Below are 21739 nucleotides of genomic sequence, written 5' to 3' on the forward strand. Positions count from 1 at the left end.
GACCTGATGTTTATCTTGCATATCGCCCTTCAGGGCTGCCTGCGCGGCGGTGGAGTGGTGTTCGGGCTCACCGCCGATACCGGCGGCCATATCCGCTACCTGCTCGATCTCGTGGCGGCCTCGTCACAGGATGCCGGCATCGACAGGATCGTCATGGCGACACGTCTGTTCGACGGCACGCATGGCCCGGATTACGCCGTGCCCGAAGAGCGGATCTCCGACAAGGTCGAGCTCGTGCGGCTCGCGAGCGCGTCCCCCGTCTACCGCGCCAAGGAGGAGATGCACGAGGAGGTGGCGAGCTTCGCCCGGAGCCTCATGGACTGGATCGCACGGCAGCCTCGGGCGCCGGACATGATCCATGCCCATTACGCCGATGCCGCCTCGGTCGCGAGGCTCGTGACGGATGAACTCGGAATACCCTTCGTGTTCACCGCCCATTCGCTCGGGCGGGTCAAGGCATCGATGTTGGGTGTAGGAGCGGAGACCTCCGCCGATCTCGCCCACCGCATCGCTGCAGAAGAGGGGGCGCTGGCTCGCGCCAGTCTCGTCATCGCCTCGTCCCGCGACGAGGCGGAAGTGCAATATGCCGGATACGTCGCCTACGATCCCGGACGCATCCGGGTCCTACCACCGGGCAGCGACCTCGCGAGGTTCGCGTCTGCCGTGCCCCTTTCGCGGGTCGATGCCACCATCGACCGCTTTCTGCAGGATCCCGGGAAGCCTGCCCTGTTGGCACTCGCCCGGCCGGTGGCGCGCAAGAATCTGGCGGCGCTGCTGCGGGCCTATGGCGAAAGCCCGGCCCTGCAGTCCCGTGCCAACCTCGTCCTCATGGCCGGCACGCGCGAGGACATCGATGCGCTCGACGGCGACATGGCCGCCACCCTGCGTGAGATTCTGGTGCTGATCGACCGCTACGATCTCTACGGACGCGTCGCCTATCCGAAGACTCACGACCCGGAGGATGTGCCGGCGATCTACGCCTATGCCCGCGTGCGCGGCGGCCTGTTCGTCAATCCCGCCCTCAACGAGCCGTTCGGTCTGACATTGTTGGAAGCCTCGGCGTCGGGGTTGCCGCTGGTCGCCACCGATAGCGGCGGTCCCAACGACATCGTCGAGACCTGCGGCAACGGTCTCCTCGTCGATCCGCGCGCGCCCGACGCGATCGCGGCCGCGTGCCTGCGCATCCTCGGCGAGCCCGACCTCTACGCGCGGTGTGTGGCGGGAGGCGCGCGCGCGGCCGCCGCCTATGACTGGGATCAGCATGCTGCGCGCTACCACGATCTGCTGTGGGCGCTCCTGGCGCCCGAGCCGCCCATCGCGGAGCCACAGCAACTGCTGATCTGCGATATCGACAACACGCTGGTGGGTTGCGAGGCGGCGCTCGGAATCTTCCGGCGCTGGCGCAGCTGGCAGGCAGGTTTGGCCTTCGGTGTCGCCACCGGTCGCTCCTTTCACAGCGCCATGGCGATCCTCGAACAGCAGGCCAGTCCGCGCCCGCAGGTGATGATCACCTCGGTGGGGTCGGAGATCTACCATCTCGACCCCAATGGCGTGACCTACACGGCGGATCTGGCTTGGCGCGACGCCGTCTCGACCGGGTGGGACCGTGCCGGCATGCAGGCGGTGCTCGCCAGTCTCGACGGGCTCGTGCCCCAGGGGGGGCTGGAGCAGCGCGGGCACAAGCTGAGCTATTTCGGGGATGCCGCGGCGGCCGAGGCGGTACGAAACCGCCTCGTGCAAGCGGACCTCCTCGCCAACGTGATCCATAGCCACGGACGCTACCTCGATGTCCTCCCGGTGGCGGCATCGAAGGGCACTGCGGTGCGTCATGTCCGCGCCCTCTACGGCTTGCCGGAGAGAGCCGTGTTCGTGGCGGGCGATTCCGGAAACGACGTGGAGATGCTGCGCGCCGAGGCGCAGGCGATTATCGTCGCCAATTATTCCGACGACCTGGCGAGCCATGCGGCTCTGAAGCATTCCTACGTCGCCCGGACCTCGCACGCCCGTGGCATCATCGAAGGCGTCGGCCATTTCCGCAGGATGCTGATCGATGCGGGCTGAGCCTTTGGACCGGCCTTCCGCGAGCGTGCTCACGCTCGTGCGCGGCCGGGCCGACCGCCTGCGCAATCTGATGCGTGGTTTGGCCCGGCAGTCCGTGCGGCCACATGAGCTCGTGATCGCCTGGATGCAGCCAGAGCCGGAGGCGGACTTGCCCGATCCGGGCTGTCCCGTCCGTCATATCTTCGTGGCCGGGGAGCCGATGCCGCTCGCCGCCGCCCGCAACCGCGCGGCCGAGGCCGCCACCGGAGGCCTGCTGGTTTTCCTCGACGTGGACTGCATTGCCTCGCCCGGCCTCGTCGATGCCTATCGCCGGGCTGCGTCGGAGACGGGCGGCCTGTTCCTCGGTGAAGTGCTTTATTTGCCGCCGGGATTGGATGCGGAGACGGCTTCCGACGACGCAGCTTTGGCCCGTCACGGCCGGGCACATCCGGCACGGCCGGCGGTCCCGCGAACGGGTCTGCGCCGGGAGCACGATTCCGGCCAACTCTGGGGCCTGTCCTTCGCGCTGCCGGCCCGCGCCTGGCGCGCCGTTGGCGGCATGGACGAGGCCTATGTCGGCTATGGCGGCGAGGAGACCGACCTCGCCACCCGCCTCGACGCCTCCGGTCTCCCGACGTTCTGGGTCGCGGGGGCGCGCGCCTATCATCAGCACCACCCGGTCCACGTGCCGCCGCTGCAGCATTTCGAGCCCATCCTCGCCAATGCCACCCGCTTCCGCCGGGCGCATGGACGCTGGTGCATGACCTACTGGCTCGGTCAGTTCGAGGCTGCCGGATTGATCGCCTGGGACGCGGACTCCCCCGCGATCCGGGTCATCCGCCATCCGAGTACCGCCGAAATCGCCGCCGCCCTGCGGCCCGACGCCCTTTACTCCTGACGAAATGCGACCCGTGACATCGATCAAGAAGCCCATCGCGTTCTTCGTCCACCACCAGGGACGCGGCCATGCCAACCGCACGATGGCGGTGGCGGCCGAGTTCGCACGCGACCGGCCCGTTTCCGTGCTCACCGCCGGCCCGCAGCTGTTCGAGGGGTTTTCCCGCGATATCGAGATCGTGACGCTGCCGAACATGATCGGCGCCGAGGTACCGACCCCGCGACTCTATGCGGAACCGACGCCGCAGGTGATGCACTGCGTGCCCCTCGGCCTCACCGAGATGCGCCGGACCATGCGGCGGATCCTCGACCATCTCGACGAACGTGACGTCGGCCTGTTCGTGGTCGACGTCTCCGCAGAGATCGCGCTGCTCGCGCGCATCGCCAGCGTTCCGGCGGTGCAGATTCGCATGCACGGGGACCGCTCCGACATTGGCCATCTGGGCGCCTACGAGGCCTGTGTCGGCATGCTGGCCCCGTTCGACGAGCGCATGGAACAGGACGACTACCCGGCTCAGCTGCGGGCCAAGACTTTCTACAGCGGCGGCCTTTGCACTAGCGTCGACGGTGTCCTGGGCCGCGCCGAGGCGCGTGCGAAGCTCGGCCTCGACCCCGACCGCGAGATCGTCGTCGCGGTCACCGGGGGAGGGGGGAGCGGCACCCCCTACGCCCCCCTGACGGTGGCCGCACGCGCCGCGCCCGAAGCCCTTTGGCTGACTCTCGGGCCCACCCACCGCGAGGGGCACGAGACGGATTTCTCCAACCTGCGCGAACTCGGCTGGGTGCCCTCGGTGACCGATTATCTCGCCGCGGCCGACATCGTCGTGGCGTCGGCGGGCGACAACACGATCCACGAGGTCGCGCGCGTCGGCGGGCGTCTGATCGTCATGCCGGAATGGCGCTACTTCGGTGAGCAGACCCGCAAAGCCGAGGCCCTGGTCCGGCTTGGTGCGGCCGTCCAGGCCCCGGTCTGGCCAGGCGACCTCAAGGGCTGGCGCGATCTCCTCGACTGGGCTCGCGCCCTCGACCCCGCGCCCTTGCGCAGCCTCTACGCGCCGGATGCCGCCCATCGTGCGGCCGGCTGGCTCGAAGGGTTGACCGACGAACTCTGGCAGGGCGCAGCGGAGCATCCCGCGCTCACCGTCGTTGCCGCAGTCTGAATGCCCCTCGACCCCATCGTTGAAACCCGCCCGGAGCCAGACCGACCGATGTCCACCGTTTCCGTCGTGACCCTGGCCAAGGGACGGCCCGCGCACCTGCGCAACGTGCTGCGGGGCTTGGAGCGCCAGACGCAGAGGCCCGCCGAGTTCATCATCGCGGTGATGCAGGACATGCCCTACGACCTGCCCGAGGTCGGCTTCCCGGTCCGCCAGATCCTGGTGCCGGGTACGGATCTGCCGCTGGCGGCGGCCCGCAACCGGGGTGTCGCGGAAGCCAGCGGGGACGCGGTCATCTTCCTCGACGTCGACTGCATCCCGGCCCCCGAACTCGTCGCCGACTATGCAAGAGGCCTCGCCGAACTCGACGGCCTGCTGATGGGTGAGGTGCTCCACCTGCCTGAGCACGCCACTGCGGGCGACTGGACCATCGCGGATTTTGCAGCGGTCGCGGAGAAGCATTCCGACCGCCGGGGCCCCCCGGCCTCCGGCCTCGAAATCTGTCCCGATTATCGCTGCTTCTGGTCCCTCAACTTCGCCATCCGGCGATCGACCTTCCTAGCCACCGGCGGCTTCGACGAGCGCTATACCGGCTATGGCGGCGAGGACACGGATTTCGGCAAGATCCTCGACCAGGGTGGGATTCCCATCGCCTGGATGAAGGGCGGCCTCGCCTATCACCAGTACCATCCGCACCACATGCCACCTGTCCACCATCTCGACAGTGTGGTGCGCAACGCCGAACTGTTCGAGGCCAAGTGGGGCTACCGGACGATGGGCCACTGGCTCTACGCCTTCAAGGTGATGGGCCTGATCGACGACACTCCCGACCAGCCGATCCGCATCCTGCGCCGGCCGGAGCCCGGTGATTTCGCACTCACCGGCCAGCAGAGCCATCAGCCCTACAGCAATTCGGCCTCCGTCATCCGGTACCTCGAAGCCCAGTCGGCCACGGCTCTCACCGCGTGAGGATCGCGCTCCTCGCCCATCTGCGCCATCCGGTGGCGGCTCCCTTCGCCGGCGGCATGGAAGCCCATTGCTGGACCCTCGCCGAGGGGCTGATGGCGTGGGGACACGAGGTGGTGCTGTTCGCCGCCGGGGACAGCGACCCGCGCTTCGCGATCGATCCGGTGATCCCGGTGCATCACGAGCGCAGCTTCCCCGGTCTGGAGCACCGGGGCGATTCCGGGCTCAAGGCTCATGTGGATGCCGGCTACGCCGCCGCCTGCGACCGGATCGCGGCCGGCGGCTTCGACGTGCTGCACAACAACTCGCTGAGCCGCCTGCCCCTGGAGCGTCGGCGCTTGGCGGCGGTGCCGACTGTGACGTCGCTCCACGTGCCGCCCTACGACGCCCTGCGCTGGTTCGTGCAGGAGAGCCTCGTGCCGGGACATCGGATCACCGTCACGTCGGAGGCCCAGCGCCGGGTCTGGTGGCCCGATGCGCCACCGGAGAATGTGTCCGTCCTCCATAACGGCATCGATCCTCGCGCCTGGCCTTATCGTGATCGGGGCGATGGCAGCGCCGTCTGGTCCGGGCGCATCGCGCCCATCAAGGGCACTCATCTCGCCGTCGCGGCGGCGCAGCGCGCCGGCCTCCCCCTGACGTTGTTCGGTCCGATCGAGGATCGGGAATACTGGGACGCGCGGGTCGCCCCGCAGCTCGGCGGCGCCATCCGCTACGGCGGCCACCTCTCCGGCGACACCCTTGCGAAGGAGATCGGCCGCGCCTCCGTCTTCCTGTTCACGCCCTGCTGGGACGAGCCCTTCGGCCTCGTGGTGATCGAGGCCATGGCCTGCGGCGTGCCGGTGGCTGGGATCATGATGGGGGCCGCCGCGGAGGTCGTCGGCGAGGCCGGATACCTCGTGCCGCCGGACGACATTTCTGCGCTCGCCGTCGCGATCGGTGAGGCCCTCACGATCCCGCGCGAGGTCCCGCACGCCCGTGTCATGCGCCTGTTCACCCGCGATCTCTGGCTGGAACGCTGCGAGGCCCTCTACGCGCAGGCGCAAGTGCAGGCGCAGGTGAAGCGGCCCTGAGTTCCCTCGCCCCTCCGGATGCCCGCCCCGAGGATGGGCGCAACCTCTTCGTGAGCCGCCCATGAGCCTTATCCCCTGGACCCGCCGCGCCGTCATCGACGCCCTCTGGCACGGCCGCGATCCCTTCGCGAACCCGCCGGATGACCTGCGGCCCCTCGATCTCCAGGGCTGGCGCAGCGTCCATCCCTATCTCGACGAAGCCGTCATCGAATTCCGGCCTCACGTGGTCGTGGAGATAGGCGCCTGGAAGGGCGCGAGCACACTGCATCTGGCCAGGACCATGGCGGCGCATGGCGTCGAGGGAACCGTCATCGCGGTGGATACCTGGCTCGGCGCCGTCGACCATTGGGCGGATTCGGGTCTGTTCGCCGAACTTGCCACCGAACACGGCTATCCGAGCCTCTACCGGAGCTTCCTGGCCAACGTCCTGCGCGAGGGGCTGGCGGACCGGGTCGTACCGCTTCCACTGGACTCGGTGAACGCTGCGGAACTGATGCGCCTACGCAACGTCACGGCCGACGTCATCCATCTGGATGCCGGCCACGAAGAGGCCTCCGTGGCGGCGGACCTTCGGGCGTGGTGGCCGGTTCTGCGCCCGGGCGGCCTGTTCGTCGCCGACGATTATGACCGCCTGGGCGGGAGCTTCCCCGGGGTCACGCGGGCGGTCGACGCTTTCTGCGCGGAAGCCGGCGTAAAGGGGCCCTGGTCGCAGGAGGGGAAGTGCAAGTTCCTCAAGCCGATCTGAAACCTAGGCCGGGTGCATCGGCACCTCGGACGCCATCGCTTCAGAAGGCATAGCGGACTTGGCAATAGGGCATCAGCTCGGCCAGATGATCCTTGAAACGCGCGATCCATCGCCCTTTCCAGCCGCTTCGATAGCGCAGGTTGTCGCCGCCACCCTGTGACCGTTTTCCCTCCTGGATATCGGGCCGCCAGAGCAGGTCCTCCGCGCGGGGATGCCAGTTCAGGTTGACGGCATGGAGATCCGCATTGTGCGTGAGCAGGATGATCTCGGCTTTGAGCTGCGCCTTCGCCGCCGCCCCGATCCCGTCATCGATGGCGGTAAACAGTTCTCGCCAATCGGCCTCCCAGCCTTCGTAGAGGATGACCGGCGAGAAGTTCACATGAACTTCGAACCCTGCCGCCACGAAGTCGTCGATGGCGGCAATGCGTTCACGCATCGGGGCCGTGCGCACATCCACCACTTTCGCGATCCGTTCGGGCATCAGGGAGAAGCGGATCCGGGTCTTGCCCTGTGGATCGTAGGTCAGCAGCTCCCGGTTCACGGCCTTCGTGGCGAAGGAGGCCTTGGCGTTCGGGAGATCCCGAAACAGACCGACCATGTCGCGCACGTTGTCCGAGAGGCTCGCATCCACGGAGAGATCGCCATTCTCGCCGAGATCGTAGACCCAATGGTCGGCATCCACCGTATCCGGCTCGGGAAGCCTTCCCTGGCGCGCGGCATGGCGGGCGATGGCGGCGCAGACCTGCTCGACATTGACGAAGAGGGAAATCGGGTTGGCGAAACCCTTGCGACGGGGGACGTAGCAATAGGCGCAGGCCATGGCGCAGCCATTCGAGGTGGAGGGCGCGATGAAATGGGCGCTGCGCCCATTCGGCCGCATCGTCAGGCCCTTCTTCACCCCGAGCACCAAGGTCGAGCGCTTGATCCGCAGCCAGTCCTCCGCCGAGCCTTCGTTGCCGTGCAGGGAGGGGATGTTCCAGTGCGACGGCACCTCGATCCGCTCGGCGTCGGGGAAGCGGTCGAGGATGGCGAGGCCGCGCGGGAAATTCGAAACCGCAGGCTCGTGGTAGATCGTCCTGATATCCAGAATGTCGCGGGAAAGGGCCATGCGGTGTCCTGCGGCGCGCGTTCGCCCCGTGCCACGTAAGATAGGGCTCTGGGGGCCGGAGGGGATGGCCCTCGCCGTCGATCCGGTCGTCGCGCCGCCCGTGTTTCGGGGCTCGATCGAGTCCAGCGGACGAGTGACGGGCCATCGCGGGGGAGCGACCGTCGCGCGGCGGAAATCCGAGGCGGGGATTGGCCGCCGGGCCCGATGAGCCACCCTATCGTTAACAGATAATTAACCTCGCCCTCTTTGCGGCGGTGTCGAAACATGCGCTCAAGACGCGTCCGTCACAGGAGGTGAAACTATTGCCTTGGTTGCCGCGTATCTCGGGCATGATCTGCTTCGACACGCTCATCGATCAGCTGGAATTGGAAAAGCAGGCCCTTGCGCGGGAGATGGCGCATCGCGGACCCGCGCCTTACACCCTCATCGACATGCTGATCGCGCTCGACCAGAAAATTTGCGCCTTGAGAATCCTGAGTGAAGACCGCTGACGCCGCTTTGGCCGATGCGAAGTCTCCCGGGTTTGCGGTCAGGCAGGACACGACGTTTCTGACGAGTCTCCCATTGCGTTGACTCCCCCGGGGAGAGACCGATCCATCACCGGGAGTTCGTGACCAGCTTCAAGCGGCAGCGCTTTGTTTCCTGTTGGATGCGAACTCGAACGCTTCCAGGGCAGGGAGGGGCCTGCTCAGAAGATAGCCCTGCGCTTCCGTGCATCCTTCGCGACGAATGCAGGACAGTTGAACGTCGTTCTCGACCCCTTCCGCCGTGATGCTCGCTCCCATGCGTCCGCCAAGTCCGACGATGGCGCGGACGATGGCGGCGGTGTCCGCATCGGCGATCTCGGCAACGAACGACCGGTCGATCTTGATCTTGTCGAAGGGAAATCGACGCAGGTAGTTGAGGGATGAGTAGCCGGTGCCGAAATCGTCCAGCGCGATGCGGATCCCGAGCGCACGAAGCCGGTGAAGGCAAGCGGTCACGCTGTCCGCGTCACCAATGAGCACGCTCTCGGTGATCTCCAGCTCCAGGCGGTCCGGCCTCAGACCGGACGCGGCCAAAGCCGATACGACGCAATGCTCCAGGCCGGGCGTCGTGAATTGCGCGGCCGAGACGTTCACCGCCACCCGGAGGTCGCCTGGCCAAGCCGCCGCTTCGCGGCAGGCTTCCCGCAGGGCCCAGCTGCCGAGGGGAACGATCAGGCCGGTCTCCTCGGCCAATGGGATGAAATCAGCCGGCGAAACCAAGCCTTTGACGGGGTGACGCCAGCGCATCAGGGCCTCGAAGCCGCTGGTCGTGTCGGTGGCAAGCTCGATGATCGGTTGATAGTACAATTCGAACTGACCCAGCCGCACGGCTTCGCGCAGATCGAGTTCGAGAACGTTGCGCGCGGCGATAGCCGCATCCATGCCGGGCTCATAGAAGCGGAACGTGTTCCGCCCGGCCGCCTTGGCGCGGTAAAGGGCGATGTCGGCATTCTTGAACAACTGATCCGGGTCGCCGCCATCCTGCGGCCCGACAGCGATGCCGATGCTGACGCCGACACTGACGGAGCGGCCGCCGAGGTCGAAGGGCGATTGCAGCGCCTCGATCACCTGCTGCGCCGTGGTGGTGGCAGTCTGAAGGAGATCGGGTTCTCTCAGCACGATGGCAAATTCGTCGCCGCCCAATCGCGCAACGGTGTCGCCCTCGTGAATGACCGACGTCAACCGCTCGGCGACGGCTCGAAGGAGGCTGTCTCCCGCCGGATGGCCGAGGCTGTCATTGACCGCTTTGAAGCGGTCGAGGTCGCAGGCGAGGACGGCGAAGATGTGCCCGCGTCGTTGGGCATTGTCCATTTCCCGGCCGAGCCGGTCCCGGAACAGCGCGCGGTTGGGCAGGCCGGTCAGCACATCATGCGTGGCCAGATGTTCGAGCTGATGTTCCGCATGCTTGCGTTCCGCGATGTCGATATGGGTGCCAACCATGCGCAGCGGGCGTCCGGTTGCGTCGCGTGTCACCACCTTGCCGCGCGATAAGATCCAGGTATGGCCCCCGTCCTTCTTCCGCATGCGAAGTTCGCATTCGAAAATCGGCGTTCGCCCGCCGATATGGTCGAGGAGGAGCCGGCGGACCGTCGCGACATCGACGGGATGCGTTAGCTGTTCGCATGCCTTGATATGCCCCTCGATCTCGCCGGGATCGTAGCCGAGCATGCTCTGCCAACGGTCCGAGAGCCACACCTTGCCCGTCGGGAGGTCCCAGTCCCAAAGGCCGTCGCTGCCGCTGTCCAGGGCGAAAGCGAGCCGTTCTTCGCTGGATCGTAACGCCGTTTCCGCGGCCTTGCGGTCGGTGACGTCGCGTAACGACGACACGTAGCCGATGGGCTCGGACGAGCCGGGCAGGCGCGTGACCTTGAGGCACGCTTCGATCCATACCCAGGAGCCGTCCTGCCGACGATAGCGCTGGGTCGTGATAGCTCCCTCGATCCGGCCCTCGACAAGGTCGGAGAGAACATGTCGGTATTCGGCGATATCTTCGGGATGGACGAAATCGATGGGCCGGGTGCCAATGATGTCTTCGGGAGGATAACCGAGCACCGCCACCGACGCGGGCGAGACATAACGGCGGATGGTATTGAGGTCGGACCAGATGATGACGTCTTTGGTGTTCTCCGCGAGAAGCCGATAAGCGGCTTCGCTCGTGCGCAACGCTTGGTTGGCCCGGCGCATGCGGTCGACGAACAGGGCGAGTCCCGCGAAACCGACAATCGTCAGCATGGTCGCGGCGATGCCCGACGCCAGCGCGAAACGCGGCAGGCTCGACGCAATCTCGGGCGCGGCCATGTTCGGGATCAGCTCGGCTGCGCCCATGGCGGCGAAATGCACGCCCGCGACGGAAATCGTCAGGAGCGTCGCCGCCACGGTGGTGGCGTATCGAAGCGTGTCGCGTGCAAAAATCACGAAGGCGATGGCCGTCAGCGACCAGCCGATGAGCAGCGCCGTGGCGAGGAGCGGCCAGTTCATCACAGGGGTAGCGGCGACCTGCAGGCTCGCCATCCCCGCGAGATGCATCCCCGTCATGCTGATGCCCAGGATCACCGCGGCCGCGACAGCCACCGCGGGGGCTGCGCTCCATCGGGACAAGGCGAGCGCCACCAGCGAACCGAGGATGCCGACAAGAAGGGAAACGAGGGTGAGCGTCAGATCGTAGCCGGTCGCGAGGCCTGGATCATAGCCGAGCATCCCGATGAAGTGGGTGCTCCACATGCCGGCACCGGCCGAGAAACCAGCCGCGAACAGCCAGGCCCATGTCTCGAAGCCCTGGCTTCGAAAGACGTGGCGGACGAGCCGCAGAGCGGTGTGACTCGACACCCAGCATACGAGGATGGCCAGTGGTACGACCCACCAGTGATGCTCCTCGGTCATGCACAAAAATGCACGATACATCCAACGACAGCCTTTCGCCAATTAGGGGCGAGCCTGCCGGGGTACGGTTTAAAAAACTCGGAACTTTTGCCTTAAGTTATAATAGAGGTCTGATCGAGACGGGGATTTCCTCAATAAAGCCGCGACCTCCTGGCTCGCCGCCGACCTGTTCAGATGCCGGGTGCCGGCGACCGGTGCTCACGGAGAGCGAGCCTTGCCCCAGGCTTCGGGAAACCGCACCCGCTACTTCCAGCCGCCACCGGGCAAGCGGCCGTGATAGGGCGTGTTGCGACAATGCCCCCACGGCCCGCGCCAGTAACCGGGAGGGCAGCCATTGCCGGCCCGTGCCTGATACCAGCCGCCCGGCAGGCGACCGACATAAGGCGTCGAGCGGCAATGGCCCCATGGGCCACGCCACGCTCCTGGCCCGCAGCCTCCGGCAACGCTTAGCACCGGAGCCTCACTCGCAAGATTTGAGGCGATGGGAAAGGCCATCGCAGGCACCGATGCCAAACTGCAGATGGCGACCAGGGCGGAAATGCATGGCTTCATCGTAATGATCCTCACATGGCGAGGGGATTACGCATGGTGAACTCGCGTTTTGCAAACAGCATCACGAGTGGCAGTTAGCAAAACCTATCGATAAACTGCACATTCATCCATTGATGTCGTCGATGCGCGCGTCGTTACGCTGGCGACCTTCTCGTTCGGGCGTCGAAATCCCCGCTCCGCGCATCGTTATGCGTCGCTTCAAGAGCGTGGAGAGGAAGAATCGAGCCCGGAGCCCGAAACGCATCGGTTCCACCGTCGCGGACACGGTCGCATCCACGATGCTGGTGGTTCTCGCTCGCCTCCCGGCCGACCGAAATGAAGCGTTTCGCATCGGTCATCCCGGTCGAGACGGGATTCATGGGCCGGCTCGGATGCAATTCCGGTCCGGTCCATGGGATGGCACGCGCCGCGTTCTTTGCCGCTTGAAGGCGCGGTCTAGAACAGGAAGTTGTCGGCGCTCAGCGACTGTGTTGGAGCAAGAAGCCGAGCATCCGCCTTTGCGGCGCGATGGCATCTCTTGAATGGCGTCCTGACGTCCCTGCATTTGGTTCGTGCCATTGCCAAGGAAGGGGGCCGTCAGAACGGCAGGGCCGATCCGAAAGGACGCGCCGGCCCTCGGGATCACGGCATAGCGTTCTCCAGGATGACCTTCCGGGCGGCCATCCGCACCCGGTCCGCCGCATCGTCGGCCTGGGCGAATTGCGCGTTGTAGAGGCGCCGGTATGCCCCGTTCGCCGAGAGAAGCACCTCGTGCCGTCCCTGCTCCACGATGCCTTCCGGACCGACCACGACGATCCGGTCTGCCTTGCGGATCGTGGCGAGCCGGTGGGCGATGACGAGGGTGGTGCGGCCCTCGGAGAGTTCCACGAGGGAGCCCTGGATCGCCTGTTCGGTCTCGCTGTCGAGGGCCGAGGTGGCCTCATCCAGGATCAGGATCGGCGGGTTCTTGAGAAACACGCGGGCAATGGCGAGGCGCTGCTTCTGGCCACCCGAGAGTTTGACGCCGCGTTCGCCGACGACGGTGTCGAGGCCATTGGGCAGGCCCTCGATCAGGGCGGTGAGCTTGGCCCGCTCCGCGGCCTGCGCGATCTCCGCCTCGGTGGCGTCGAGCCGGCCATAGGCGATGTTCTCGCGGATCGTGCCCGCGAACAGGAAGACGTCCTGCTGCACGATGCCGATCTGCCGGCGCAGGGAGGCGAGGGTGAGGTCGCGGATGTCGATGCCGTCGACGGTGATGCGCCCGCTCTCTACCTCGTAAAACCGCGGAATGAGGGAGCACAACGTCGTCTTGCCGGCCCCGGACGGGCCGACGAAAGCGACGGTCTCCCCGGCCGCGATGTCGAGATCGAGCCCCGACAGGACGGGCCGGCCGGTGGTGTAGCCGAAACTCACCTCCTCGAAGCGGATGTCGCCCTTCAGCGCCGGCACGGAGACGGCGCCGGGGCGGTCGACGATGTCGGGTTCGGTGGCGAGCAGCTCGGCGTAGCGCCGGAAGCCCGCGACCCCCTTCGGGTAGGTCTCGACGACGGCGCCGATCTTCTCGAGCGGTCTGTAGAAGACGCCCACCAGCAGCAGGAACCCGATGAACCCACCGGGCGAGAGCTCACCGCGCACCACGAAGGCCGCGCCGCCCAGCAGCACGACGATCTGGACGAGCCGCATGCCGAGATAATTGATCGACAGGCTGGCGGCCATGATCCGGTAGGCTTCGAGCTTGGTCTCGCGGTATTTCCGGTTGTCGGAGGCGAACAGGCGCCGCTCATGCGGCTCGTTGGCGAAGGCCTGCACCACGCGGATGCCGCCGACATTCTCCTCGATCCGGGCATTGAAGGCGGCGACACGACCGTATTGCGTCTGCCAGTTCCGGGTCATGCGACCGCCGTAGCGGAGGGTGACGAAGGCGATCACCGGAAGGATGGCGGCGGTCAGGAAGGCCAGCGGCGGGTGGACGTAGACCATCAGCGCGAAGGCGCCGACCAGGGTCATCACCGCGATGAAGAGGTCCTCCGGGCCGTGATGGGCGACTTCGCCGATCTCCTCCAAATCCTTGGTGACGCGGGCCACGAGGTGACCGGTCTTCTGGTTGTCGAAATAGCGGAACGAGAGCTTCTGCAGATGGTCGAAGGCACGGCGACGCATCTCCGTCTCGATATTGATGCCGAGCACGTGCCCCCAATAGGTCACCACCACCATGAGGCCGGCATTGGCCACGTAGATCACGCCGAGGCCGACGGCGGCGAGCACGATCAACTGCCAGTCCTGGCGCGGCAGCAGCACATCGACGAAGGCCTTCACGGCCATGGGGAAGCCCAGTTCGAGCAGGCCCGACAGGACCGCGCAGCCGAAATCGACGAGGAACAGGGTCCGGTGCGGGCGGTAATAAGCGAGGAAGTCCTTCAGCATGATGCTTTCGTCAGGTGATCGACGGGGCAGAGGGCGCCGCAAGAGGGGACGCCCGGTATGCGGTAGCGCATACAGCAAACCCGCCGCCGCCGCTCCTCGCCGCCACGGAAGGCCTGGGCCAGCGGGCAGCGGCCGAACGCATCGCCACCGCAACGGCCGAGGCACGCTTCGGCCCGCGAGAAGGCCGGAACCGCGTCACGGCTCAACTCGCGCAGGGCGAAATCGGCGGTCACGCCGGCATTGCACCAGAGGACATGGCGGGAGAGGCCATAATGGGTCTGGCACAGGTCGAAGAACGGTCGCAGATGCTCTTCGATCAGGGGATCGAGCCCGGGCTCCGGGCCTGCGCGCCGGTCGTCCTCCTCCGCCACGATGAAGCGGGAGACGATGCCGTTCTCGTCGAGTTCGAAGCCGACCCGGTCGAACCCGATCGGCAGGGCACGGCCGAGGCGGCTGAGCGCGGTGAAGTAGGGGATGATCAGGGCGGGGAGGTAGTACTGCGTCCAGAGCGAGACGAGGGCGCGGCGGTCGGCGGTCTCGAAGCCTTCGCCTGATGCCCTGCCGAACCCGTCCACCACCTCGTCGAACCTGGCCTTGCTGGTGAGGATCGAGAGCGGCCGGGTGCCGGACCCGGACGGCGCCGTGGCGATCCGGCAGCCGAAAGCCGACAGCGACGGTGGAACCAGGGCGGCGAGTTGATCGATCATGCGACCTCCGCGACCCGATCGGCGTCGAGGGTCCGGCGGATCGTCGCGCGCAGGGCGACGAAGGCGACGGTGTAGAACAGGATCGCGGCGGTAAAGTAGGCCGGCCAGCCCACATGCGCCGCGAGACCCGGCGCGGCGACCCGCAGGGGCATCGCGGCAAAGAACGCCGCTCCGAACAGGAGTGCGTAATCGGTGGCGGGACGAGGCCCCTGCGCCCAGCGATAGATCATGTTGAACACCGGCACTCCGAGCCCTCCGCCGCCGACGATGCCGAGGATCGTCGCGGCTATGGCGAGCGTGGCCGAACCGATGGCAGCGCTGGCAATCATCAACCCGCCGCCGGCGATCACGCCCAGCGCGGAGACCGTGATGAGCCGCAGGGTCCCGACCCGTCGCACGAGGACGCCCGAGACCAGGGCCATGACGAGGTTGATGACAGGCGAGAGAGAACCGGTGACGAATCCGACCTCCCGCAACGGCACTCCGAGATCCAGCAGGGTGAGGTTGTTCAGGCCGGAGAGGGCGAACATGGCCGCGAAGTACAGGCCCAGGACCAGGATGCGCGGCGCCAGGAGGCGCAGGCGTTCGAACGGGGCTGCCACGCGCTCCGCCTCAGCGGCATCGCGGCGGAGCCGGACTTCCGGGTAGCGCAGCATCGGCAGCAGGCAGAGAAGGTTGAGGCCGGCGATGCCCAGCACGGCGGCCTGCCAGCCGACCGTGTCGTAGTACCCGACCAGTAGCCCCGCGCCGGCGATTCCGCCCAGCGACGCACCGGAGAGTTTGGCCGACGCCACGAAGGGCCGCCGGTCGGCGGGCACCGTCTCGACCACCAAAGCTTCGAGGGCGATGTCCATGGTGGCGACGCAGAAGCAGGTCGCCACTGCGAGGCCGAGGAGCAGGCCGAGCGGCCAAGCCTCGCCCAGGCTCAGCACCAGCAGCAATGCGATGGTCGCGCCCTGCATCAGCGCGATCCAACCGATGCGATGCGGGAGACCGGGCAGGCGCAGCCTGTCGATGGCGACGGCCCAGAGAAACGTCAGACCGACAGGCAAGTTAATGAGCTGCAACAGCCCGATTTCGGCGAGTTCGACGCCGCGTGCCCGCAGGATCAGCGGGGCGCCGCTGGCCAGGAAGCCGAGCGTGGTCCCGAAGGTGATGTAGAGGCTGAAGAACGGCAGCAGGGGCCGCGCCCGGCGCCACGCCCTGGACGCTCCCTCGACCCAGATCCCGCTCATGCGATCCGCGCCGCTCGGCTCGGTTGCCCGTCGAGGATAGGCATGGACCTTGGGAACCATCCTCCTGCGCCGGACACGCCGGCTCCTCCGAGAAGGCACTTTACTGGCCTCGAATGACGCGGCGATCGATCCGCGAACCGGTGCGCGACGTGACAGGGCCTCCCTTCGGACATCCGGAGCCTCCCTGCTTCTCGCGGCGAGTATAGTTTTTAAACAGTCTAATCTACTGTAAATATTGGCCTTTCTTTGGGATTATGACGTGTCCGGTCTTCATGCAAGGTCCGTTTGGACGCAGTGCCGCCGGCCTTCCCCCGTCCTGCTCGGTATCTGTCCGCTATTGCCCCGGCATGGTGAGGATCAGCGGCCCGCTGCGCGAGGCGATGACCGTATGCTCGTATTGCACGGTGAGGGCCTTCGGCTGGCTGTAGAGGGTCCAGGGATCGTCGCCGTCCTCGGCGAACTCCGCGCCGAGGGACAGGAACGGCTCGACGGTGAAGACCAGCCCCTCCTGCATGATCCGTCGCTCGGAGGCGTCGGGCCAAGTGGCGATCTCAGTCGGCTCCTCGTGCAGTGACAGGCCTACGCCGTGGCTGGCGAGGTTGCGGACCAGGGTGTAGCCGTTCTTCCGCGCGAAGGCTCCGACGGCCCGTCCGATATCGGCCAGGGGCTTGCCGGCGCCGACCTGGCGCAATCCCGTCCACATCGCCCGGCGCCCGTCCCTGCACAGTCGCTCCACCGCCCGCGTCACCGGCGGCACGGCGAAGGACGCGCCTGTATCGGCGAAGTAGCCGTCTTTCTCGGCGGACACGTCGATATTGACGAGATCGCCCGGATTGATCCTGCGGTCGCTCGGAATGCCGTGCGCGATCTCCTCGTTGACGCTGATGCAGGTGGCTCCGGGAAAGGCGTAGACCAGTTCCGGTGCCGGGCGAGCTCCGGCCGCCTCCATGATCCGCCGCCCGATCCCGTCGAGTTCGCGGGTGGTCATGCCGGGCTCGATGGCCTTACCCATCGCCTCGAGGGTGTCGGCGACGATGCGCCCGATCTGCTTCAGGCCGGCAAGCTCGTCGTCGTTCGACACCGTCATGTCGTCTTCCCTTCATGGCACCGGAGGCGGCTCCGCCCGCGCGGTTCTGCCATTCTCCGCGAGCCCGGCAAAGCCTGGGTTGCCCCACACGCAAATCACCTCACACGGGTCCGATATGCATATGAGGGCCGGCACCCCGCTCAGGCCGCGAAGGCGCCACGCGAGCGCAGGGCCGCGATCTCCTCCGTCGAGAGGCCGAATTCCGAGAGCACGTCCTCGGTATGCTCGCCGAGAAGCGGCGCGTGCCTGCGGGCGCGTTGCGGCGTGCCGGTGAGCTTCACGGGGAAACCGATATTCGGCACCGTGCCCTCGATCGGATGGGGAACCTCGATGCGCATCTGCCGGTGCCGGCCATGCTCGCTCTCGAACGCTTCCGGATAGGTGTTCATGCGGCCGGCCGGAATGCCGGCTTCGAGGAGCAGGGACACCCATTCCTCGGCGGTCCTGGCGGCAAAGCTCCGCTCCAACTCCTCGATCAGTTCCTCGCGGTTGGCGAGCCGCGCAGGAATGTCGACGAAGCGGCTATCCTCGAAGAGTTCGGCGCGGCCGAGTACATCACAGAGTAGGCGCCAGAGCTTCTGGTTCGTGGCCCCCATGACGAAGTAGCCATCGGAGGCGCGCACCGCCTGGTAGGGGGCGCTCATGCGGTTGGAGGTGCCGAGCGGCTGCGGGATCCGGCCCGTCCCCCAATATTCCGACACGTCCCAGATCGAGAAGGCCAAGGCCGCGTCGAAGAGCGAGGCATCGATATACTGGCCCTCGCCGCTGGCCTGCCGGCCGATATAGGCGGAAAGAATCGCGTAGACGGTGAACAAGGCGCAGCCGATATCGGCGACGGGCACGCCGGCCTTGACCGGCGGGCCGCCCGGATGGCCGGTGACGCTCATGACCCCCGACATCGCCTGCGCCATCAGGTCGTAGCCGGGGCGCTTCGCCCAGGGGCCGGACTGGCCGAAGCCCGAGATGCTCGCATAGATCAGTCCCGGATTGCGGGCGCGCATCGCCTCGTATCCGAGGCCGAGGCGTGCCATGACGCCGGGTCGGTAATTCTCGACCAGCACGTCCGCAGTGGCGGCCATATCGAGAAGAAGGTCGCGCCCCGCATCGGATTTGAGGTTCAGGGCAACGCTGCGCTTGTTCCGGTTCATGTTGAGGAAGCCCATGCTGTCGGGCCCCTTCATCTTGAACCCCATGGCGCCGCGCGTCTGGTCGCCCGTGCCCGGCGGCTCGATCTTGATGACATCCGCTCCGAGATCGGCGAGCAGCATGCTGCAGAACGGCCCCGCCATCACCTGCGTCACGTCGAGAACCCGGATGCCCGCGAGGGGGAGGGGGCGGGGGCCATCGTGCACGGAGTGATCCATCGTGCTCGTTTCCTGTTTTGCGCCGGGGGCGGACGTAGCCCGCCGGCTGGAATGTCGCTGACGGGGGCAAAGTCTGCCCGCATCTCCTTGCCTCGCTCGCAGAGCACCACGCCGTCATTCCGGGGCGCCGCAGGCGAGCCCGGAATCCAGAGCCGCCGACGCTGTAAAGTCCTGCACCACCTATGTTTCTGGATCCCGGGCTCCGCTGCGCGGCCCCGGGATGACCTAGTGCTGCGCGTGGGTTTCCGCCGGACAGATTGGCATCTGCAATCGCCCCCCTGCGCAGGCCACCGCCCGCAGAGGGGAAAGTAGAATGCCCACTACTCCGCCGGCACGGCCCGCCCGAGCGGTACCACCGGTTCCTCTTCGAACGGCCGTTCCGGGTGCATGGTGAAGGCGAGGCCCGCGCCCAGGAGGCAGAGGCCGATGGAGCCGACGAAGGGCAGTGTCCAGCTCCCCGTCATGTCCACGATCATTCCGAATACGATCGGCGAGATGATCGCCGCCACCGCCGAGCCGGTGTTCATGAGGCCCGCCGCCGTGCCCGAATATTTCGGTGCGATGTCCATCGGCACCGACCAGATCGGGCCGATCACCAGTTCTGCGAAGAAGAAGCCGGAGCTGAGCAGCAACGCCACAAGTGTCAGGTCCCTGGTGAAGAACACGCCGGTGAGGCTCGCCGCCGCGCCGAGGAAGCCGACCACGATGACGCTGAGCCGGGCGAGCTTGAGATCGCCGGTGCGCTTCAGGATGCGGTCGCTGAACACGCCGCCCAGGGTGTCGCCGACGACACCGGCGAAGAACACGCCCGACGCAAACAGGGCCGAGTTCTTCAGATCGAGCCCATAATTGAGCTTGAAGAAGCTCGGGAGCCAGCCGAGGAACAGCCACAGGGTCCAGCCGTAGCAGAAATAGGTCAGCGTCACCGGCAACATGCGCCGAGTGAGGCGGCCCCAAGGCACGTTCTGCTTGGCGCCGACCTTGCTCGGAGGTGGCAGGACCGCGAGTTCCTCCGGGGTGATCGCCGGGTGTTCTTTCGGATCGTCGCGGAAGTACCAGAACCAGACGACGACCCAGGCGAAGCTCGCCACGCCTAAGATGACGAAGCCGAGGCGCCAGCCGAACTGGTAGATCAGGAAGGCCACGATGGGCGGCGCCACTGCGTTGCCCAGTCGCGCGAAGGCATGCGTGATGCCCTGCGCGAAGCCACGCTTGCCCGGCGCGGTCCAGTTCTGCATGGCGCGGGTGGCGGTGGGGAAGGTGGCTCCCTCACCGAAGCCGAGGAGCACCCGGGCGAGGAACAGGCTGATGAGGCCGCCCACCATTCCAGTCAGGATCGTCGCCGAGGCCCAGATCAGGCCACATACGAGGAGCGTGCGCCTCGCGCCGAACTTGTCACCCACCGATCCGCCGATGACTTGGAAGATGGCATAGGGATAGGCGAAGGCGGACAGGATCAGGCCGAACTGAGTGTTCGACATCCCGAGATCTTTCATGATCTCGCCGCCCGCCGTGGCGATGTTCACCCGGTCGAGATAGGTGACGAAATACATCAGGCAGAGCAGGAACAGCACCATGTTCGACGCTGAGACGCGTCTTTTGGCTGGCGTCATCGGGGTTTCCTCGGGTTGAGCGCGCCACCCGCCCCGGTTTGATCACCGGTTGTTTGTGGGATCACGCGTGGTTGGTATGATCGGCGCGGCTCTCCTCCCTACAAGGGGGAGGGGACCTGCTACTCAATCGTCGATACCGGAGCGCAGGGCGTCCATGGCCGCCAGCACGCCGCCGCGCGTGTGCGGGACGCCGCCGGCCTTGAGGCCCATTTCGACGCCCGACAGCGCCGCCATCAGCATCAGGTCGTTGCATTCGCCGAGATGGCCGATGCGGAAGACCTTGCCCGCCACCTTGGCGAGGCCGGTGCCGAGCGAGAGGTCGTACTTCTCGAGGATCAGATTGCGCAGGGCATCCGCGTCATGGCCCTCCGGCATCACCACGGCGGTGAGCACGGGCGAGTATTCGGACGGCTCCCGGCACAGAACCTCCAGGCCCCACCCCTCCACGGCGGCGCGCGTGGCGGCGGCGAGACGCTGATGGCGGGCGAAAACCTGGGCCAAGCCTTCCTCCATCAACATGGCGATGGCTTCGCGCAGGCCGTAGAGCAGGTTCGTGGCGGGCGTATAAGGGAAGTAACCGTCGGCATTCGGCTTCAGCATGTCCTCCCAATCCCAATAGGAACGGGGCAGCGTCGCCGTCTTCGCGGCGGCCAGGGCCTTGTCGGACAGGGCGACGAGACCGAGGCCCGGCGGCAGCATCAGGCCCTTCTGCGAGCAGCTCACCGCGACGTCGACGCCCCATTCGTCATGGGCGTATTCGGCCGAGCCGAGACCCGAGATCGTGTCGACGAGGAAGAGAGCAGGGTGGTTCGCCCGGTCGATGGCCTTGCGGATGTCCGCGATCCGGCTCGTGGCCCCGGTGGAGGTCTCGTTGTGGACCACCATCACGGCCTTGATCGACTTAGCGCGGTCCTCGGCCAGGATCGCCTCGACCTGCGCCGGATCGACCCCGCGGCGCCAGTCGCCGGGGACGAACTCCACTTCGATGCCCCAGCGCGCCGCCATCTGTCGCCACAGGGTGGCGAAATGGCCCGTCTCGAACATCAATACCCGGTCGCCCGCGGAGAGCGTGTTGACGATGGCGGATTCCCAAGCACCCGTGCCGGAACCCGGATAGATGATCACCGGCGAGCGCGTCTGGAAGACGGCCTGGGCGCCTTCTAGCACCGCCTTGCCAAGCCCGGCGAAATCGGGACCGCGATGGTCGATCACGGGCATGTCCATGGCCCGTAGGACGCGCTCGGGTACCGGACTGGGGCCCGGAATATGCAGGAAATGGCGTCCGGTCCGTGTCGTCATCGAGATCTCCGCGATGGCCCGTCGAGGGAAAGCTGTACCCCGGATCGATGCTTCAAGAGGTAACGGGGCGGAAAATTGCATTCATT

At 66.7% G+C, this 21739-nt stretch carries 17 protein-coding genes; 7 read left to right on the forward strand and 10 right to left on the reverse strand.

Annotated elements, in window-relative coordinates; genetic code table 11:
- The first annotated feature begins 6 nt into the window (after positions 1-6).
- The 6 genes from ACYQML_RS07835 to ACYQML_RS07860 all read left to right on the forward strand — a co-directional run bounded on the left by ACYQML_RS07835 (position 7) and on the right by ACYQML_RS07860 (position 6878).
- Complete coding sequence (locus ACYQML_RS07835) at positions 7-2061, forward strand: HAD-IIB family hydrolase (RefSeq protein ID WP_461235219.1); 2055 nt, start codon at positions 7-9, stop codon at positions 2059-2061.
- Entirely contained in the window at positions 2051-2938 is an 888-nt protein-coding gene (locus ACYQML_RS07840; RefSeq protein WP_461235220.1) for a glycosyltransferase family 2 protein, read from the forward strand. The genes ACYQML_RS07835 and ACYQML_RS07840 overlap by 11 nt, the downstream gene beginning before the upstream one ends.
- A 22-nt stretch (positions 2939-2960) precedes the next feature.
- Complete coding sequence (locus ACYQML_RS07845; RefSeq protein ID WP_461235690.1) at positions 2961-4097, forward strand: glycosyltransferase; 1137 nt, start codon at positions 2961-2963, stop codon at positions 4095-4097.
- Positions 4098-4145: 48 nt separating this feature from the next.
- A complete protein-coding gene (locus ACYQML_RS07850) occupies positions 4146-5063 on the forward strand; it encodes a galactosyltransferase-related protein (RefSeq protein ID WP_056423494.1) in 918 nt (305 codons plus the stop codon).
- Positions 5060-6133 (forward strand): glycosyltransferase, encoded by a 1074-nt coding sequence (locus tag ACYQML_RS07855; RefSeq protein ID WP_461235221.1) that lies wholly within the window; start codon positions 5060-5062, stop codon positions 6131-6133. The genes ACYQML_RS07850 and ACYQML_RS07855 overlap by 4 nt, the downstream gene beginning before the upstream one ends.
- Before the next feature lie 61 nt (positions 6134-6194).
- Positions 6195-6878 carry a class I SAM-dependent methyltransferase gene (locus ACYQML_RS07860; RefSeq protein ID WP_461235222.1) on the forward strand — a complete coding sequence of 228 codons (684 nt, stop codon included), beginning with the start codon at positions 6195-6197 and terminating at the stop codon, positions 6876-6878.
- Between the two features lie 40 nt (positions 6879-6918).
- On the opposite strand, the gene ACYQML_RS07865 is transcribed toward ACYQML_RS07860, so the two are convergent.
- Positions 6919-7986, reverse strand: a complete 1068-nt coding sequence (locus ACYQML_RS07865) for a spore photoproduct lyase family protein (protein WP_207409913.1) — start codon at positions 7984-7986, stop codon at positions 6919-6921.
- A gap of 302 nt (positions 7987-8288) precedes the next feature.
- Here ACYQML_RS07865 and ACYQML_RS07870 point away from each other — a divergent pair, with 302 nt between their 5' ends.
- Positions 8289-8477 carry a hypothetical protein gene (locus ACYQML_RS07870; RefSeq protein WP_156467658.1) on the forward strand — a complete coding sequence of 63 codons (189 nt, stop codon included), beginning with the start codon at positions 8289-8291 and terminating at the stop codon, positions 8475-8477.
- Between the two features lie 129 nt (positions 8478-8606).
- Here the strand turns inward: ACYQML_RS07870 and ACYQML_RS07875 are convergent, their stop codons facing one another.
- The 9 genes from ACYQML_RS07875 to ACYQML_RS07915 form a co-directional block, all read right to left on the reverse strand.
- Entirely contained in the window at positions 8607-11393 is a 2787-nt protein-coding gene (locus ACYQML_RS07875; protein ID WP_461235223.1) for a bifunctional diguanylate cyclase/phosphodiesterase, read from the reverse strand.
- Positions 11394-11636: 243 nt separating this feature from the next.
- A complete protein-coding gene (locus tag ACYQML_RS07880; RefSeq protein ID WP_461235224.1) occupies positions 11637-11945 on the reverse strand; it encodes a GCG_CRPN prefix-to-repeats domain-containing protein in 309 nt (102 codons plus the stop codon).
- A 621-nt stretch (positions 11946-12566) separates the two neighbouring features.
- On the reverse strand, positions 12567-14348 hold the full coding sequence (locus tag ACYQML_RS07885; RefSeq protein ID WP_461235225.1) for an ABC transporter ATP-binding protein: 1782 nt from the start codon (positions 14346-14348) through the stop codon (positions 12567-12569).
- A complete protein-coding gene (gene fhuF / locus ACYQML_RS07890) occupies positions 14342-15055 on the reverse strand; it encodes a siderophore-iron reductase FhuF (RefSeq protein WP_461229190.1) in 714 nt (237 codons plus the stop codon). Before fhuF ends, ACYQML_RS07885 begins: the two co-directional genes overlap by 7 nt.
- Positions 15052-16290: an MFS transporter gene (locus tag ACYQML_RS07895; RefSeq protein WP_461235226.1), complete on the reverse strand. Its 1239-nt coding sequence runs from the start codon at positions 16288-16290 to the stop codon at positions 15052-15054. Before ACYQML_RS07895 ends, fhuF begins: the two co-directional genes overlap by 4 nt.
- A gap of 334 nt (positions 16291-16624) precedes the next feature.
- Entirely contained in the window at positions 16625-17377 is a 753-nt protein-coding gene (map, locus tag ACYQML_RS07900; RefSeq protein WP_461221166.1) for a type I methionyl aminopeptidase, read from the reverse strand.
- A gap of 140 nt (positions 17378-17517) precedes the next feature.
- Positions 17518-18741: a CaiB/BaiF CoA transferase family protein gene (locus ACYQML_RS07905; protein ID WP_461221164.1), complete on the reverse strand. Its 1224-nt coding sequence runs from the start codon at positions 18739-18741 to the stop codon at positions 17518-17520.
- Positions 18742-19061: 320 nt separating this feature from the next.
- Positions 19062-20354, reverse strand: coding sequence for an MFS transporter (locus ACYQML_RS07910; RefSeq protein WP_056423520.1), 1293 nt, complete (start codon positions 20352-20354; stop codon positions 19062-19064).
- A gap of 123 nt (positions 20355-20477) precedes the next feature.
- The gene (locus tag ACYQML_RS07915) at positions 20478-21653 is read right to left on the reverse strand and encodes a pyridoxal-phosphate-dependent aminotransferase family protein (RefSeq protein WP_461235227.1); all 1176 of its coding nucleotides are present in this window, start codon (positions 21651-21653) and stop codon (positions 20478-20480) included.
- Positions 21654-21739 lie beyond the last annotated feature (86 nt).

The sequence above is a fragment of the Methylobacterium sp. CM6244 genome (assembly GCF_054817885.1).